Genomic DNA, 15416 nt, shown 5'->3' on the forward strand with positions numbered 1-15416 from the left:
GGCACGAGCAAATGAGGCACCCGCGAGGGCGGCGGCAGCCGCCTGGATGGGGCCAGCGTGAAGGATCATCTCTCGGTGGCGTTTTCGGCACGCCTGGCAGCGTGCTTCGCGGGTGCGCTTCGCTTACGCCGCGCTACGAATGCTCTGCCTTGAGTTCGGCGAAATCTTGTAGCGCGGCGTAACGAATCTTGCTCGGCACGAGCAAATGAGGCACCCGCGAGGGCGGCGGTAGCCGCCTGGATGGGCCAGCGTGAAGGATCATCTCTCGGTGGCGTTTTCGGCACTTCTAGCGAAGTGCTTCGCGGGTGCGCTCCGCTTACGCCGCGCTACGATTTACCCTTCACTCTTCACTCTTCACTCTTCACTCTTCACTCTTCACCCTTCACCACCCCTTCATCATTCAATGCTCAAAGCTGATCTAAACGATCAAACTTTCCGGCGATGTCGCTTTCGGTCCAATGGGGGACCCAGCCTTCCACGTTGTCGAAGAAGCGCAGCGCGGTAAATTCCGGCTCGGGGCCCATGTCGAACCAGTGCGGGGTGTTGGCGGGCACGCTGATCAGGTCGTTGCGTGTGCAGAGCACCTGATAGACCTTGTCGTCGATGTGCAGGCAGAACAGCCCCTGGCCTTTGACGAAGAAGCGCACTTCGTCTTCATAGTGGCGGTGCTCGTTCAGGAACTTCTGGCGCATCGCTTCCTTGTCCGGGTGGGTGGGCACCATGTGCAGCACATCCACGGTTTGGTAGCCGCCTTTGGCTTTTACCCGGTCGATATCTTCCTGGTAAAGCGCCAGGATCTCTTCCTGGGTGGCATCGTCGGCAATCTCGCCCGGCGCTGCCCAGCGCTCAAATAGAACGCCTACCCGGTTCAGCTCAGCGGCAATTTGTTCGCCGTCCGTGGTGTCCAGCAGCGCATCATTAGGATGTTGATCGGCAAAGACTTTCAGTTGGGACATAAAGACGCTCCTAAGAGGTAAGGGGTGAACGTAGCTGTTAAAGGGCAATGTCAGCAAAGCTGTCGACACAGGCGTGTGCAGTGCCCGCCTGGGTGCCTTCGCGCACGAGCTGTAAGGTTTGCATACCCGCCTGCTTGGCCGCATCCAGCTCTTCGACCACATCCGACAGGAACAGTATCGACTCTGCAGGTAGATCGAGCGCCTCGACAATGCGCTGATAGGCCACGGCCTCGCGCTTATGGCCAATGTGCGTATCGAAGTAGCCGCTGAACAGCGGTGTTAAATCGCCTTCATCGCTGTAGCCGAACAGCAGTTTCTGCGCCTGCACCGAGCCTGACGAGTACACATACAGCGCCACGCCTGATGCCTGCCACTGGCGTAGCGCCGGCGCGACGTCTGCGTATAAATGGCCGGTGAAGTCGCCGCGCTGGTAGCCGTCGGCCCACACCATGCCCTGCAGGGCTTTGAGTGGCGTCACTTTCTGGTCGGTGTCGATCCAGTGCAGCAGCGTAGCAATGACCGCTTCCAGCGTGGCATCGGCATCCTGTATGACATCGCGCACGGCGTCGATCTGCTCGGAAACCGCGGGTGCTTCTGCGTTTTCGCGCAGAAAGTCAGGCAGCTTGGCGTAGGCATAGGGGAACAGCACTTTGTGAACGAAATTGATATCGGTGGTGGTACCTTCGATATCGGTCACGATGGCGCGAACGGTTGGGTTACTCATGGGGTCCACCGGCTCTCTTCCAGTACACAGGCAAGTAAGAATTCGATTGCTTCCAGGTGGCGGCGGCAGCTGGCAATGCTGTCGCCCACGGCGTAAATACCGTGGCCCGCGACCAAAAAGCCCCAGGGCATCGGCCAGCCCTGGCGAACGTGCTCGGCTAACTCCTCCATATCCTGGGAGTTGGGCACCACCGGCAGGCGAATCGTCGCGTCATGGGTCACGTTGCCCGCCAACGCTTTTTGCATCTCAAAGCCGCTTAGCTCAATGCCTTCGGGAAAGCGGCGCGACAGAACGGTGCTGGCCACAGTATGAGTGTGCAGCACGCAGTGGATGCTTGGGTCTAAGCGGTACAGCGCGGCGTGTAAGTCGCTTTCAGCGCTGGGTTTGCCGTTGCCTTCCAGTACGCGGCCTTCCAGGTCGCACAGCAGCAGGTCATCCGCTTGGATACGGGTTTTATCCCGCCCGGAGGCGGTGACTAAATAGCCCGCCTCGGTACGCGCAGAAAAGTTGCCGCCGGTGGCGGGCGTCCAGCCTTGCTGCGCCGCCCAGGAAATGGCGTCCAGCAGTTCGGTGTGTAAGGTGTTCATCGGGTCAGCATCGCCTCGTCTAGTGGCGGCCATTCTATATGATAAGCTTCGCGCCTGATAAGCCGTGCCGCCGTTCTGCTTGCCCCATTATCAAGGAGCCCCTCATGGTCAATTTACAGTCACGCAGTTTACGGGTGTATGCCGACTCGCTTGAGTATTTGGACCAAACCCGGCTACCCCAGGCCGAAGAGTGGGTGCGCTGCGACTCTCCCGACGCGTGGCAACACGCGGTTAAACACCTCGCCATTCGTGGCGCGCCGCTGATTGGTTTGAGCGCCGCCTTTGTCCTGGCCCAGTACGCCGCTCGCCATCCCGAATCCGAGTGGCAAGCCGTCAGCGATCGCTTACGGGCGACGCGCCCCACGGCGGTGAACCTGATGTACTGCCTGGACGCCATGGAAGCCTGCTTTGCCCAGGGCGCTGACGCCCTGGCCGAACGTGCCAAAGCGCTGTTTGAAGAGGACCGCGCGCTGTGCCAACGCATGGCCGAGCGGGGCGCTGACTTGCTGGCATCTGGCGACCGGGTGTTAACCCACTGCAACACCGGCGCGCTGGCCACGGCCGGTGTGGGCACCGCGATTGGCGCGCTGGCCATCGCCAAACAGCGCGGCGTAGATTTGCATGTCTATGTCGATGAAACCCGTCCGCTGCTCCAGGGTGGGCGTTTAACCGCGTGGGAAATGGCCGATTTAGGCATTCCCTACCAGCTAATCACCGACAGTATGGCGGCCAGCCTGATGGCGGCAGGCAAGGTGGATAAGGTGATGGTGGGGGCGGATCGCATCTGCGCCAACGGCGACTTTGCCAACAAAGTGGGCACTTACATGCTGGCGGTGGCGGCACACTACCATCAGGTACCGTTCTACGTGGTGGCCCCCTACACCACGGTCGACCCCGCCTGCGCGACCGGCGCGGCGATTCCCATCGAGCAGCGCGATGGCGCGGAGGTGCGCGGTGCCGCCGGCGCGTTTGGCGAGGTGGTATGGGCGCCCAGCGATGCACCGGTGTGGAACCCGGCGTTTGATGTGACCCCGGCCTCACTGGTCACCGCCTGGATTCTGGATACCGGCGTGTTCGACGCCGCCGCCATTGCCCAGGGCGAGCATCTGCGAGGATGGCGTTAACGTTCCGGCAGGCTCATTCCAGCAGCGTCAGCTCGTACACATGGCGAATTCGCTGACCGTCCCAATCGTACCCGAGATGACGGCCTTGCCGAGTGGCGGAGAGTACCGGGGGCCTTAGCACGGCCGCGCACTGGCCGCCGGGGTCGCGAACGCTGGGGTACACGATGCCATCTGCCTGTTGATCCCAGGCGTTTCTACCCAGAGCTTGCCCGGCAGACCAGCTATCTGGGGCGAGCAGGGGCGCTGCGTCGCGGTGGCCCCGCAAGTCAATCAGTTGGCCCATCACATCGGAGAGATAGACGCGCTGCTGCAGCATCATGGGCGGCTCGTTGGACTCTCCCATGAAGCGCTCTGCGTGGTACAGGGTTTCCGCAATGGCGGTGGCTTCGGTAAGTGCGCAGTAGTAGGCACCAAAGGTGCCATCGCTGAACCGTGAACCGGAGGCAGAGAAGTGGCAAAACGCCGCCATGACGGGAGACCATCCAGGCCCATAACGGCGGTCGCCGTCGCGCACCAGATGGATCGCGCCCGCTTCTTCACGAAGCCTAGCAGAGGTCTCGCCTTCCAGTTCGTTAAGCAGGTCCCAGTCGTCAGTGTGGCTATTGACGCCTTCGAACAGATCAATCGGAGGGAAGCGCGAAGGGATAACGCGGTAGCTTGGCCGCCATGTGACGTTGCTGAGCGGGAAGTTCATACATGGCCCCCTCCACGTGCGGCATCCAAGTGCTGCCGAACGACATAGAGGTCGGAAACGTGACCACTTAACAGGCGTTCCATGGGCGTGTGACCGGCAAACAGTGGGTTGCTGTTGGCTCGTTTTAGCCAGCTATCGGCGGCCTCCTGATTGGGGAGCAGGATATGCAGCGCCTTGTAGATGCCCAGAATCAACGACATGCGCTCAAGATGGTTGGCATCCAGGCGGGCTTGCTCGGGAGTTTGCTTCCAGCGCCGGTAAGTGGAGTCGGGCACGCCGAGTAATAAGGCGGCTTCGCTCTCTTTCAGCCCCCAGCGGCGGGATATGTTGGGATACGTGCGCATGGCAGCGGCTCCCATGTCACGGCGCTTGGTAGCGGTGTTGTGCTGAATGGCCATATCGCTTTCTCCTCTCTTGAATAGAGAGTACACCAAATGAGCGATTTTTTAAAAAATACGATTATTTGGTGGGCGTTAACGCTTGGCAGTCATAGACGCCCGAACGCAGTGTAGAACCGGGTAATCAATACGGCCTTCTAGCGCTTCAAACACCACTTTCAGCCCCTGGCCTGGAAACTGCTCAAAAGCCGCGCGAATCTGAGCTAGGGTTGCTGGGTCAAGCTTGACCACCTCTTCCAGGGCCAGTTCGCCGCCTTGAATGGCATCGCTCAAATGGCGGTAGACCGTGTTGGCGGCCAGCCCGCGCTGCTCGGCGACTTGTTCCGGCGTTAGCCCTTGGCGCAGTAGCGCGGCAGATTCTAGAGCGCTGCTGCCCACCGGGACGCTGGCGGCAGGCTCGTCGGGGTGTGCTAGCACCACCGCCAAAAAGCCTTCGCCGTAATCTTCTAGCTTGCGTGCGCCGATGCCCGAGATGGCGCCCAGCGCCTGCAGCGTCTGCGGTTTTTGCTCTACCAGCTCGGCCAGGGTGGCGTCGTTGAAAATCACGTAGGCGGGTACGCCCTGGGCGTCGGCAAGCGCCTTGCGATGCTGGCGCAGCGCTTCCCACAGTACGCCGTGGCCCTTGGCAGCGGATGCGCCCTTACTGCTGCGCCGCGCTGGCTTGCTGGGTTTGCGCAGGGTGAGGCTCTGCTCGCCGCGCAGTATGGGCCTAGCGTTGGCGGTGAGCTTGATGCCGCCATGGCCCTCCATATCCACGCTCAAATAGCCGCTGGCGATCAGCTGGCGAAACAGCGCTTTCCACTCGCTGGCGGTAAGCTCCTGGCCGATGCCGAACGTGCTCAGGCTGTCGTGGCCAAAGCGGCTGATACGCTCGTTGCGCTTGCCGAGCAGCACATCCACCAGATACGTCACGCCGAAGCGCTGTTCGGTGCGGTAGACGCACGACAGCGCCTTCTGCGCAGCCACGGTGGCCTCCCAGGTGTCAGGCGGGGTGAGGCAGTTATCGCAGTTGCCGCAGGGTTCGTCTAATGAATCGCCAAAGTAGTGGAGCAGCGCCTGACGGCGACAGCTAATGATCTCGCAGAGCCCAAGCATGGCGTCGAGCTTTTGCTGCTCGATGCGCTTTTGCTGGTCGGCGGCACCGGAGTCCTGCTGCATCTGGCGCAGGGTGATCACGTCCTGAAGCCCGTAGGCCATCCAGGCATCGGCGGGCAGCCCGTCGCGTCCGGCGCGGCCCGTCTCCTGGTAGTAGGCTTCGATGCTTTTGGGCAGGTTGAGGTGCGCCACGAAGCGCACGTCGGGCTTGTCGATACCCATGCCAAAAGCGATGGTGGCGACGATCACCACGCCATCTTCTCTTAGAAAGCGGGTTTGGTGCTGCTGGCGCTGCTCGGCGGGCAGCCCAGCGTGGTAGGGCAGCGCGGTGAGCCCCTGTCGCGCTAGCCAAGCGGCGGTCTCCTCCACCTTGCGCCTAGAGAGGCAGTAAACGATGCCCGCTTCGCCGTCGTGATGCTCGCGTATGAAACTCAGCAGTTGCTCCTTGGCATTGCCCTGATTTTCAGCAATATGGTAGCGAATGTTGGGTCGGTCGAAGCCGTTGTTGTAGAGCGCTGCATCCTGAAGCTGCAGGTGCTCCATGATGTCGTGCCGCGTAGGCACATCGGCGGTGGCGGTGAGCGCGATGCGCGGCACGTCAGGAAAGCGCTGATGCAGGTGGGAGAGCTGGCGATACTCGGGGCGGAAATCGTGCCCCCATTGGGAAACGCAGTGGGCTTCATCGATGGCGAACAGCGCAATGCGCGTCTGCTCCAGCAGCATCTGCATCCGCGCTGTGGCCAGCCGCTCGGGCGCGACGTAGAGAAGATCCAGCTCGCCCGCGCGCAGGCGGTTCTCCACATCCATCGCCTCATGCATCTCGAGGCTGGAGTTAAGGTAGGCGGCGCGCACCCCGTTCTGAATCAGCGCGGCTACCTGATCTTGCATCAACGCGATGAGCGGCGAGACCACAATCGCGGTGCCTTCACGTAGCAGCGCAGGGATCTGATAGCAAAGCGATTTACCGCCGCCAGTGGGCATCAGCACCAGCGCATCGTCTCCGGCCATCACATGCTCAATGATGGCCTGCTGCGGGCCACGAAAGTGGTCGTAGCCAAAGACCTCCTGCAGTACCTTGAGGGCTGCCGAGTCGCCGTGCATCGCTGCTCTCCTTGTCGTGTGCGTGAAGGAGAATTGTCGCACGAAAACCCGCTGCCGTTGGGCTAGCGAATCCCCGCGCGTAAAAACGACTGCACGAACTGGCGCTGGAACAGCAGGAAAGCCACCAGCAACGGCGCAATACTCAGCAGCGTTGCGGCGCTGACGGTGGCCCAGTTAACGCCTGTTTCTGGCGCTGAAAAAACACCCAGCCCGACGGTGAGAGGGCGGCTCTCCACCGAGTTGGTGACCACCAGCGGCCACAGAAAATTGTTCCAGTGGTGGCTGATCGACACCAGCCCGTAGGCCAGATAGGTGGGCTTGGCCAGCGGCACGTAGACCTTCCACAAAATTTCCAGCCAGTTGCAGCCTTCAATCCGGGCGGCGTCTTCCAGCTCTCGGGGGATGGTCTTGAAGGTTTGGCGCAGCAGGAAAATGCCGAAGGCGCTGGCCACGTAGGGCAGGCCAATGCCGGTGATGGTATTGATCAGCCCCAGGTCACTGGCGATACGGTAGTTCTCGACGATCAGCACTTCGGGAAACACGAACAGCTGAATCAGCACCAGCATGAACAGCAGGTTCTTACCGGGAATGGGAAAGCGGGCAAAGGCAAACGCCGCCAGCGTACACACCACAAACTGTGCAACGACAACGCCCGTGACGAGGGCAAAGGTGTTGAGGTAGTAGCGCGCAAAGGGCGCTTGAGCCCAGGCGTTCTTGAAGTTATCCAGCGTGAGCGGGGCGAACAGCTCGAAATTTACCATAAATTCGCTGGGGTGGAAGGCGGCCCAAAAGGCGTACAGCAGTGGAAAAATCCAAATAACTGCGAGCATCCATGCCGCTACTGTTTCCAGCGCTGGAAGTGAGTAGTAGAAACGTGAGCGGGGCGCGTAGGTAGCGGGCGTATTCATTGGTAGTGCGTCCTGCGATCTAGAATCGTGAACTTCAGCGTGGCCACCACGGCCAACACCAGCAGAATCACCACGGTGATGGTGGCCGCCATGGTGCGGTCAAAGAACGAAAAGGCATTCTCATAGACGTAGTACAGCAGCAGGTTGGTGGCGTTATTGGGCCCGCCCTTGGTGAGAATGAACAGGTGGTCGACCACCCGCACTGCATTGATCAGCGCGTTGATCAGCACGAACAGCGTGGTGGGCATCAGCAGGGGAAACGTCACTCGCCAAAAGAAGCTCCAGCGGCGCGTGCCCTCCAGGTCAGCAGCTTCCTTAAGCTCCGGGGGGATGGCCTGTAGCGCGGCAAGGTAGAAGATCATGAAAAACCCCGCCTCTTTCCACACCGACATCACGATGACCGACCCAAGCGCCACGCTGGGGTCGCCCAGCCAGTTCACGCCAGAAACACCTAACGCGCCAAGCAGCTTGTTGAATAGCCCTATCTGCGGGGCATAGAAAAACATCCAGATATTGGCGGCGGCGATCATGGGCAGAATGGTGGGTGTGAAGTAAGCCATGCGTACCAGCCCACGCCCTGGCAGCTTGCCGTTAACAAATAGCGCCATGCCGAGGGCCAGCGCAATGGACGTGGGAATCGTACCCAGTGCGTAAAGCAGGTTGTTGCGGGCTACCTTCCAGAACGTGGGGTCGTCCAGCAGCACGCGATAATTGTCGAGCCCGACAAAGGCGGCGGGTTCGCCGCGAAAGCCGGGCAAAAAAAGACTGTTGATCACGGTGGTGATCGTGGGCAGGTAGGCAAAGGTGCTGAGCAGCAGCGCCGCCGGTAGGAGCAGCAGGGCACCGTAAAGCTGCATCGTTCGATGGGCGTTCAGGTTCATGGGGCCGCCGTGATGAGAAAAAGCCGGGGCGAACCCCGGCGAGCATGGAAACGTCCGCCTATCGGCGCTTACCGGGCATAGCGGCGCAGCGCCGCATCGGCCTCACGCTGGGCCTGGCTCAGCGCTTCGGCAGGGCTCATTTGGCCCGTCAGCGCGGCCTGCACGGCGTTATCTAAGGCACGGCGCACGCGGCCACCCTGGTAGGTAGAGAGCTCAGCAGTGCCATGTTCTAGCTGGTCCCGGGCCACGGCGGCGGGAGCAAACTCTGCCACGTAGCGCTGCAGTGCATCGGTGTCATAAGCGGCGGGGCTAACGCCCATATAGCCGGTTTCAATCGACCACGCGGCGGCACGCTCGGGGGCGGTCATCCAGCGGATGAAGGTCATCGCCGCGCGCTGCTCTTCTTCACTGGCATCTTCAAAGATATAAAAATTGCCGCCACCGGTGGGGCTGCCGCGCTGGGTCTTCATGGGCAGCATGGCGACGCCAAAATCAAAATTGGCCTCGTTGCGCACGGCGGTCAGGTTACCCGTGGTGTGCCACATCATCGCCGTAGACTGCTCGATAAAGTTTTGGCGCAGCGTACCCCACTCGATGGTGCCATCGGGCATGGCATTGTGCTCGGTGGCCAGCGACACCCAGTACTCCAACGCTTCAACAGCGGCCGGTTCGTCAAAATAAACTTCCGTACCATCGTCGCTCATCAAGCGATGGCCGTTCTGAAAAGCGAAGGCCTGAAACATCCAGTAAGGGTAGCCGGTGGAAGGCACCATCACGCCCCACTGCTCACCGTTGGAGGCTTCCCGCACGGTGGCGGCCATTTCAGCCATCTCTTCCCAGTTTTCAGGGGGCGTTTCGGGGTCTAGGCCCGCGGCTTCAAAGGCGTCTTTGTTCCAGAACAGCACGATGGTGGAGCGCTGGAAGGGGATGCCGTAAGTTTTGCCATCCAGCTGACCGTTCTCCATCAGGCCGGGGTAGAAGCTCTCCAGCCAAGCTTGCTCTTCCTCGGTTTCGATGAGGTCGTCAAAGGCTACAATGGCGTTCTGCTCAATCAGCTCATACAGGTCGATGGAGAACAGCACCGATAGCTGAGGCGTATCGCCCGCTTCCATGGCGGACATGGCGCGTACTCGGGTGTCGTCGTAGTTGCCCGCGTAGATGGCTTCTACGTTGATGTCTGGGTGTTCGCTTTCGAACTCTTCCACCAAGTTGTCAACGACCTCGGTCAGTGCGCCGCCCACGGAAACAGGGTAGTACATCGTCAAGTCGACACTGTTAGCGCTGGCGTGGCCGGCACCTAACAGTGCTGCGGCGATGGCTGTCATTGCACAAGAGAACTGAGAACGCATGAGAGACTCCACAAGTGTTTGTGATGTTGTCAGGATGAGAGCGGTCAGTGTTGGAAAGAGCCCACTGCGGGCGGGCGCGGTACGCTTCGATGCGAAGCGGGTAAGGCAAGAGGCGCTAACGCTTGCTGACGCAGACCCTGTTGATCAAACAAATGGGCGCTATCTGGCGTCCAGTAGAGTTTGCAGGGCTTACCAGAGAGCGCTTGCTTACCGCTTAGACGAACGCGCACGGTGTGATTGCCGACGGCGATATGGGCAATAGTGTCGGCACCTAAGTACTCATCGCTGAGTACCTGGGCCGGAATGCCTGCCTCGGATGCTGGGCGCAGTTCGATATCTTCAGGGCGCACGCCCAACTGCCCCCCGGCCGCCTCCATGGGGGCCACTGGGGTCGTGGGTTCGCCCTCAATAACGGCCCCCTGTTCACCTAGCACAAGAGGCAAAAGGTTCATGGCTGGGCTGCCAATAAAGCTGGCGGCAAAAGCGCTGGCGGGCTGGTTATAAAGCTCGTCGGGTGTGCCGTCCTGCACGATATGTCCCTGTTGCATCAAGATCACACGGTCTCCCATGCTCATGGCCTCTACTTGGTCGTGAGTGACGTAAACCACCGTCATGTTGAGTCGTGATTGCAGGGCTTTAATTTCCCTGCGCATATCGCTGCGAAGCCGCGCATCCAGATTGGACAGCGGTTCATCCATCAAACAGATGGGATGCTCTGAGATAATCGCTCGCGCCAGCGCGACCCGCTGGCGCTGACCACCGGAAAGTTGGGCTGGTTTGCGGTGCAGGTAATCGGTGAGATCGACCAGTTCGGCGACCTTAGCGAGCCGTTCGCGTTGTTCACTCTTGGCTACCTTCCGGCTGCGCAGGCCAAACACGATGTTGTCGGCCACGCTTAAATGCGGAAATAGCGCATAAGACTGAAACACCATGCTCAGCCCGCGGTCGCCCGGTGGCAGGTGCGTCACATCCTGCTGACCTATATGGATCTTCCCGCCGCTGGCTTCTTCCAACCCTGCAATCATGCGTAGCGTGGTGGATTTTCCACAGCCCGACGGCCCCAGCAAAATGACAAACTGCCCCGGCTGGATATCGAAGGAAATGTCGTTCACTGCGGTGGTCGCACCCCAGTGCTTAGAAACGCTTTGAAGGCGTATTTGCGGTTGTTGTGGCATAGCACCTCCAAGATTGGCCGTGGGCTTAATAGGTCAATCATGTGATGGAGGTGTTGCGGTTGAATGACGCTTATGTGGCGAGTTTGTGTCGCGAACGTTTATAGAGAGGTGACCGATTTTGCTATCAGTAGCAGTCTAAGGACTGGCCACTGGGCTGCCGAGCGTGATGGGCTATTGAGAAAGCCCAGTGGGAGCTTCGCCCCTTGCGTGATAAATAAGGTGAGGGGCGAAGTTTGGCGCGGGAGCTAGCGTTGCTAGCAGTACGAAAGTGGAGCGGCTACCACTCACCCATCCGCATTAATCTTCTTAACAATCTCCGCCAACGCGCTCTCCGCCTGGTCATTATCCACTTGGCAGGTGCCCGCATTTAGGTGACCGCCGCCGCCGTAGCTTAGGCACAGCTCGCCCACGTTGGTGTTGCTGGAGCGGTTGAGGATCGATTTACCAATCGCCAGCACGGTGTTCTGCTGCTTTAGCCCCCACATCACGTGAATCGAGATATTGCAGTCGGGGTACATGGCGTAGATCACGAAGCGGTTGGTGGCGTAGATGGTCTCTTCGTTGCGCAGATCCAGCACCACCACGTTGTCGTGCACCGTTGCGCAACGCTTAATCTGCTCTTTCGCTAACTGCTCGTGTTCACGGTAAAGGGTGGTGCGCTCGTGCACATCGTCGAGGGCGAGAATTTCATCGATGGTGTGCTCGCGGCAGTAATCGATCAGCTTCATCATCAGCTGATAGTTGGAGATGCGGAAGTCGCGGAAGCGCCCCAGGCCCGTACGGGCGTCCATGATGAAGTTCAGCAGTACCCAGCCCTGCGGGTTGAGAATTTCGTCTTTGTTGAACTGGGCTGAATCGCCCTTATCGACGGCTTCCATCATATCGTCCCAGCGTGCGGGGAAGGCCTCATGGCCGCCGTAGTACTCCCACACTACGCGGGCAGCGGAAGGCGCGTCTGCATTAATGATGTGGTTGTCGGCTCGCTCAACATTGCGCACGGTTTCGCTTAGGTGGTGGTCGAATGCTAGGTGGCAGCCGGGCACGTAAGGAAGGTTGGTGGTGATGTCGTTGGCATCAATAGCAATTTTGCCATCCTGCATATCTTTAGGATGCACAAAGGTAATCTCATCAATAAGGCCTAAGTGCTTGAGCAGGGCACCGCATACCAAACCATCAAAATCGCTGCGGGTCACTAAACGAAACGTGGATGCTTGCTGAGTAGACATTTATTTTCTCGATACAGTGAACGGTAACCAAAAGATACCAGCAGTTATCATGGGTTAAAATAAGCCTTTCAGGTCTTGCAACCCACACTGCCAACGCTTCGTTCATTGTTAATATTAATTAGATAAAATGAAAAGTGTGATAGCGGGGCGTGAATATTTGGGGCTCATGTGTCACAGGTAAACAATTAAATGCTAATAAAAGATAGCGATATGACAGGGTTGGCATGGTCTTCATTTTTATAAATTTATGAATTTAAATAATTTTTTATCTTTTTGGCCTGTGTTGGTACGAGCGCTGCAACCTCTAGGTAAGAGCGAAGGGTTAGGACGACACGCCGCTCTTATCGATCGTGAATCTATCGTGAAGACATAACGTTGTTGGATGTTTAACGCTAAATTGAACGAAAGAGTTGCCATAAGGAGGCAAGATTATGAAAAAGGAAGCTCTCAAGAAATTAGGTATCCTGGGTGTATCATTTGGTCTGGTAGCAAGCCCGCTCGCGTTTGCGATGGAAGAGCATGAGGAGCAGCCAGCCACGCCGCAAGAAGAGACGATGCAAGACGAGCAGGGTACTTTTAACTCTTACGACACTGAGCAGGAGCAAGGTTCCACCACTGAAGGTGTGACTACTGAGTACGAAGAGGAAGAGCAAGAATTTACCTATGAAGAAGAGGAAGAAGAGCAAGAGCAGTGGGAAACCGATAAGGAGGATGAGTCCGGTTGGTAACCTGTCACTCGCTAAAGGACTAACTTCTCTCTCGGCTTAAGGATGAGCCACACAATGCCCCGCCAGTTGCGGGGCATTGTTGTGTCTGATGGGCGCGTTTAAAGGGACAAAAAAGCACGAACCGTAAATGGGCTATGGTTATTATACGAAACCAGGGTAAAAGAAACGTGATTTCGCCTATGACAAGGACGTTGCTATCGTGTTCATCTGGAAAGAAGTACCCCAGTTGCCCCGCGCTGAAGGGCGCATTGAGGCGATTGATCTCGCTCGAGGCATAGCGATTGGGCTGATGATTCTCAGCCATACGGTTAGTGGTCTTATCGGAATACGCAACGTGCCCGATTGGGGCATGGTGCCCGTCCATTTTTTCACTAAGTTCTCTTCTTCCCTGTTCATACTGGTCTTCGGGATTGCGCTAGCCGTGGCGTTTTTAGCGTCTACCCAAACAGAGGAGTGGCCAAAACGACGGCTAAAATTATGGGTGCGGGCGCTGGAGGTGTGGTTTTGGTACAAGGCGCTGACCGTTATCGAGATGCTGCCGTATTACGCTCCTGGCGATATTCTGGATGCGCTGCTTTATCAGCGCTTTGCGATTTGGGTAGAAATCCTCGGATTTTACGCTATTGCCCTGCTGTGGGTGCCATTGGTACTGCCGCTATGGGCGCGAACGCCTCTCTGGGGTCGGTGTGCGCTTATTATTGGTTTAACCGCGCTTTCCGCTTGGCTGCAGGGGCTGAGCTTTGGCGGTAACGACACCTTAAAAGCACTGCTGGTGGACCATGAAGACCATTATACCTGGGGCCAGCTTAGCCGCGCGCCGTTGATATTAGTGGGCTTGCTGATCGGTGAAGCCTTGCTGCGCTGCTATTTTGATACAGCACTACGGCGCAGGCTGGTGCTGGCGCTGGTGGGCGTAGGGGCCTTGATGGTCGCCGGGTTCTATGGCTTGGCCTTTGCCGAAGGTGATGTTTCTGCTGCAATGCTGGCGGTGGCTAATAACGATGGCAAACACCCGCCTGGGCTGAAATTTACGCTGTTCAGCGTGGGTGGTGCACTGGTGATTTTAGCCGTTGCACTCGCTGGTGGGGCCGCTGCGTCTAAGGCCCTGCTGCCTTTAACGATGGTGGGCAGCGATGCGCTCAAAGCGTTTATTTTTCACATTGTGATGATTTTTCTGGTGCTGCGTTTTCTGCTGGAAGGCGAAGGCATGTACACCTACCCACAGGCCCTTGGCGTGGGTGGGCTGTTGATTCTTGGCGCCGCGCTATGGATTTGGCTAACGCGCTGGATCGCCCGTTACAAATAATCCGCCACTCGCCGCGGTAGGAGGTAAGGTTGCGACATCTTCAATACTGGCTAGCCGCAGCGCTACTGTGCGCTTTATTGCCAGCCAGCGCGGCGGTAGCAAGTACGAACTGGTACTACGAGGTAGATAAGCAGAGCCCTTGGCAAGGCGATTTAGATGCGCGAATAAGCGCCATTGAAGAGGTGTTTGGCGGTGCACTTGGCGTCTATGTCCAGAACCTCGCAACAGGTGAGGCGTACTCCTGGCAGGCAGACGACCCCTGGTATTTGGCCTCGCTCATTAAAGTGCCCGTAGCGGCTCAGGTACTGGCTGAACGCCAAGCTGGCACGCTCTCTCTGGATGATCGTCTTACGCTGGCACGCAGCGACTTTGTCGATGGCGCCGGGCCAGTCAACTGGCACGACCCCGGTACACCGATCTCGATTCGTTATTTGCTTGAGCAAATGATCACCGTCAGTGATAACACCGCCACGGATATGCTGATTGACCGTGTTGGCTTGGCTGCCGTGAACGCCCGCGCCCGCCGCATGGTGGCCGTCAGTAACGGCCAGCCAGAGCACCTTGGTCCCATCAGCAAGCTGGTGGGCGTGCGCCAAGGCGTTTATAGCCAATTGCATCCAGAGGCTCGCCAACTAAACGGGCTAGACTTTATGGCCCTGCGCCAACACCGCGTTAATCAACGCTCGGCCGCCCTTGCTCGCACGCTGGGTGTGAGCGAAGAAAGCTTCGAGCAGCCCGACTACGACCACGCCTTCGATGCCTACGAAGCCACCGGTGAAAACGTGGGCACGCTGCGCGCCTATGGCGACCTGCTGGCTAGCCTGCATCACGGTGGTATGGAGGATATGAATGCCGAACAGCGCCAAACGCTGCTGGCGATCATGCAGAGAACTAAATCTGGCGAGCGGCGCTTGAAACAAGGCATGGGCAGCGAATTCACCTTTGCGCACAAAACGGGCACGCAGCATCGACGAAGCTGCGATGCCGGTATTGCGTCGCATGCCACTCAAGCGGGTGACGCTGCCAATGGCCCCAGGGTCATCGTGGCGTGCACCCGTGGGCCGCTCTCGGCGCAGGCCCATGAACGTGCCCTGGCGAGTGTGGGCGAAGCGCTGCGTTATAGCGGTGCCTTGGGTCACGACTAGCAGCGAGCGTGATAAACTG

At 58.6% G+C, this 15416-nt stretch carries 15 protein-coding genes; 4 read left to right on the forward strand and 11 right to left on the reverse strand.

All coding sequences use genetic code 11. The annotated features are described in order from the left end of the window. Positions 1-407: 407 nt before the first annotated feature. The 3 genes from IEW65_RS16180 to mtnB are packed head-to-tail and all read right to left on the reverse strand — an operon-like array spanning position 408 to position 2267. On the reverse strand, positions 408-956 hold the full coding sequence (locus tag IEW65_RS16180; protein WP_188640492.1) for a 1,2-dihydroxy-3-keto-5-methylthiopentene dioxygenase: 549 nt from the start codon (positions 954-956) through the stop codon (positions 408-410). Positions 957-993: 37 nt separating this feature from the next. Further along, complete coding sequence (gene mtnC / locus IEW65_RS16185) at positions 994-1680, reverse strand: acireductone synthase (protein ID WP_188640493.1); 687 nt, start codon at positions 1678-1680, stop codon at positions 994-996. After that, positions 1677-2267, reverse strand: coding sequence for a methylthioribulose 1-phosphate dehydratase (gene mtnB / locus IEW65_RS16190; RefSeq protein ID WP_188640494.1), 591 nt, complete (start codon positions 2265-2267; stop codon positions 1677-1679). The genes mtnC and mtnB overlap by 4 nt, the downstream gene beginning before the upstream one ends. Positions 2268-2371: 104 nt before the next feature. On the opposite strand from mtnB, the gene mtnA reads away from it, so the two are divergent. After that, on the forward strand, positions 2372-3391 hold the full coding sequence (gene mtnA / locus IEW65_RS16195) for an S-methyl-5-thioribose-1-phosphate isomerase (protein WP_188640495.1): 1020 nt from the start codon (positions 2372-2374) through the stop codon (positions 3389-3391). 13 nt (positions 3392-3404) lie between these two features. Here mtnA and IEW65_RS16200 read toward each other — a convergent pair whose 3' ends face one another. From IEW65_RS16200 to IEW65_RS16235, 8 genes are all read right to left on the reverse strand, one after another. Further along, positions 3405-4085, reverse strand: coding sequence for an RES family NAD+ phosphorylase (locus tag IEW65_RS16200; RefSeq protein WP_188640496.1), 681 nt, complete (start codon positions 4083-4085; stop codon positions 3405-3407). Beyond that, positions 4082-4483, reverse strand: coding sequence for an MbcA/ParS/Xre antitoxin family protein (locus IEW65_RS16205; protein WP_054641243.1), 402 nt, complete (start codon positions 4481-4483; stop codon positions 4082-4084). The genes IEW65_RS16200 and IEW65_RS16205 overlap by 4 nt, the downstream gene beginning before the upstream one ends. A 75-nt stretch (positions 4484-4558) precedes the next feature. After that, positions 4559-6679 carry a DNA helicase RecQ gene (recQ, locus tag IEW65_RS16210; RefSeq protein ID WP_188640497.1) on the reverse strand — a complete coding sequence of 707 codons (2121 nt, stop codon included), beginning with the start codon at positions 6677-6679 and terminating at the stop codon, positions 4559-4561. Positions 6680-6741: 62 nt separating this feature from the next. After that, complete coding sequence (locus tag IEW65_RS16215; RefSeq protein WP_188640498.1) at positions 6742-7587, reverse strand: carbohydrate ABC transporter permease; 846 nt, start codon at positions 7585-7587, stop codon at positions 6742-6744. Beyond that, positions 7584-8468: a carbohydrate ABC transporter permease gene (locus IEW65_RS16220; RefSeq protein WP_188640499.1), complete on the reverse strand. Its 885-nt coding sequence runs from the start codon at positions 8466-8468 to the stop codon at positions 7584-7586. Before IEW65_RS16220 ends, IEW65_RS16215 begins: the two co-directional genes overlap by 4 nt. Before the next feature lie 68 nt (positions 8469-8536). Next, positions 8537-9817, reverse strand: a complete 1281-nt coding sequence (locus IEW65_RS16225) for an ABC transporter substrate-binding protein (protein ID WP_188640500.1) — start codon at positions 9815-9817, stop codon at positions 8537-8539. Positions 9818-9861: 44 nt separating this feature from the next. After that, positions 9862-10992 carry an ABC transporter ATP-binding protein gene (locus IEW65_RS16230; protein WP_188640501.1) on the reverse strand — a complete coding sequence of 377 codons (1131 nt, stop codon included), beginning with the start codon at positions 10990-10992 and terminating at the stop codon, positions 9862-9864. Positions 10993-11276: 284 nt separating this feature from the next. Then, the gene (locus tag IEW65_RS16235; RefSeq protein WP_188640502.1) at positions 11277-12218 is read right to left on the reverse strand and encodes a DHH family phosphoesterase; all 942 of its coding nucleotides are present in this window, start codon (positions 12216-12218) and stop codon (positions 11277-11279) included. Between the two features lie 431 nt (positions 12219-12649). On the opposite strand from IEW65_RS16235, the gene IEW65_RS16240 reads away from it, so the two are divergent. From IEW65_RS16240 to IEW65_RS16250, 3 genes are all read left to right on the forward strand, one after another. Beyond that, positions 12650-12946, forward strand: coding sequence for a hypothetical protein (locus IEW65_RS16240; protein WP_188640503.1), 297 nt, complete (start codon positions 12650-12652; stop codon positions 12944-12946). Positions 12947-13145: 199 nt separating this feature from the next. Further along, positions 13146-14252 carry a heparan-alpha-glucosaminide N-acetyltransferase domain-containing protein gene (locus IEW65_RS16245; protein ID WP_188640504.1) on the forward strand — a complete coding sequence of 369 codons (1107 nt, stop codon included), beginning with the start codon at positions 13146-13148 and terminating at the stop codon, positions 14250-14252. A gap of 29 nt (positions 14253-14281) precedes the next feature. Then, positions 14282-15397, forward strand: a complete 1116-nt coding sequence (locus tag IEW65_RS16250) for a serine hydrolase (protein WP_188640505.1) — start codon at positions 14282-14284, stop codon at positions 15395-15397. Positions 15398-15416: the final 19 nt, after the last annotated feature.

The sequence above is a fragment of the Vreelandella lutescens genome (assembly GCF_014640815.1).
Lineage (GTDB): Bacteria > Pseudomonadota > Gammaproteobacteria > Pseudomonadales > Halomonadaceae > Vreelandella > Vreelandella lutescens.

What these genes read in the sequence shown, in the direction of transcription:
- mtnB (WP_188640494.1), bottom strand. Translation starts at nt 2,267, where the DNA reads ATGAACACCTTACACACCGAACTGCTGGACGCCATTTCCTGGGCGGCG.
- IEW65_RS16180 (WP_188640492.1), bottom strand. Translation starts at nt 956, where the DNA reads ATGTCCCAACTGAAAGTCTTTGCCGATCAACATCCTAATGATGCGCTG.
- IEW65_RS16215 (WP_188640498.1), bottom strand. Translation starts at nt 7,587, where the DNA reads ATGAATACGCCCGCTACCTACGCGCCCCGCTCACGTTTCTACTACTCA.
- IEW65_RS16205 (WP_054641243.1), bottom strand. Translation starts at nt 4,483, where the DNA reads ATGGCCATTCAGCACAACACCGCTACCAAGCGCCGTGACATGGGAGCC.
- IEW65_RS16240 (WP_188640503.1), top strand. Translation starts at nt 12,650, where the DNA reads ATGAAAAAGGAAGCTCTCAAGAAATTAGGTATCCTGGGTGTATCATTT.
- IEW65_RS16200 (WP_188640496.1), bottom strand. Translation starts at nt 4,085, where the DNA reads ATGAACTTCCCGCTCAGCAACGTCACATGGCGGCCAAGCTACCGCGTT.
- mtnA (WP_188640495.1), top strand. Translation starts at nt 2,372, where the DNA reads ATGGTCAATTTACAGTCACGCAGTTTACGGGTGTATGCCGACTCGCTT.
- IEW65_RS16225 (WP_188640500.1), bottom strand. Translation starts at nt 9,817, where the DNA reads ATGCGTTCTCAGTTCTCTTGTGCAATGACAGCCATCGCCGCAGCACTG.
- mtnC (WP_188640493.1), bottom strand. Translation starts at nt 1,680, where the DNA reads ATGAGTAACCCAACCGTTCGCGCCATCGTGACCGATATCGAAGGTACC.
- recQ (WP_188640497.1), bottom strand. Translation starts at nt 6,679, where the DNA reads ATGCACGGCGACTCGGCAGCCCTCAAGGTACTGCAGGAGGTCTTTGGC.
- IEW65_RS16235 (WP_188640502.1), bottom strand. Translation starts at nt 12,218, where the DNA reads ATGTCTACTCAGCAAGCATCCACGTTTCGTTTAGTGACCCGCAGCGAT.
- IEW65_RS16230 (WP_188640501.1), bottom strand. Translation starts at nt 10,992, where the DNA reads ATGCCACAACAACCGCAAATACGCCTTCAAAGCGTTTCTAAGCACTGG.
- IEW65_RS16220 (WP_188640499.1), bottom strand. Translation starts at nt 8,468, where the DNA reads ATGAACCTGAACGCCCATCGAACGATGCAGCTTTACGGTGCCCTGCTG.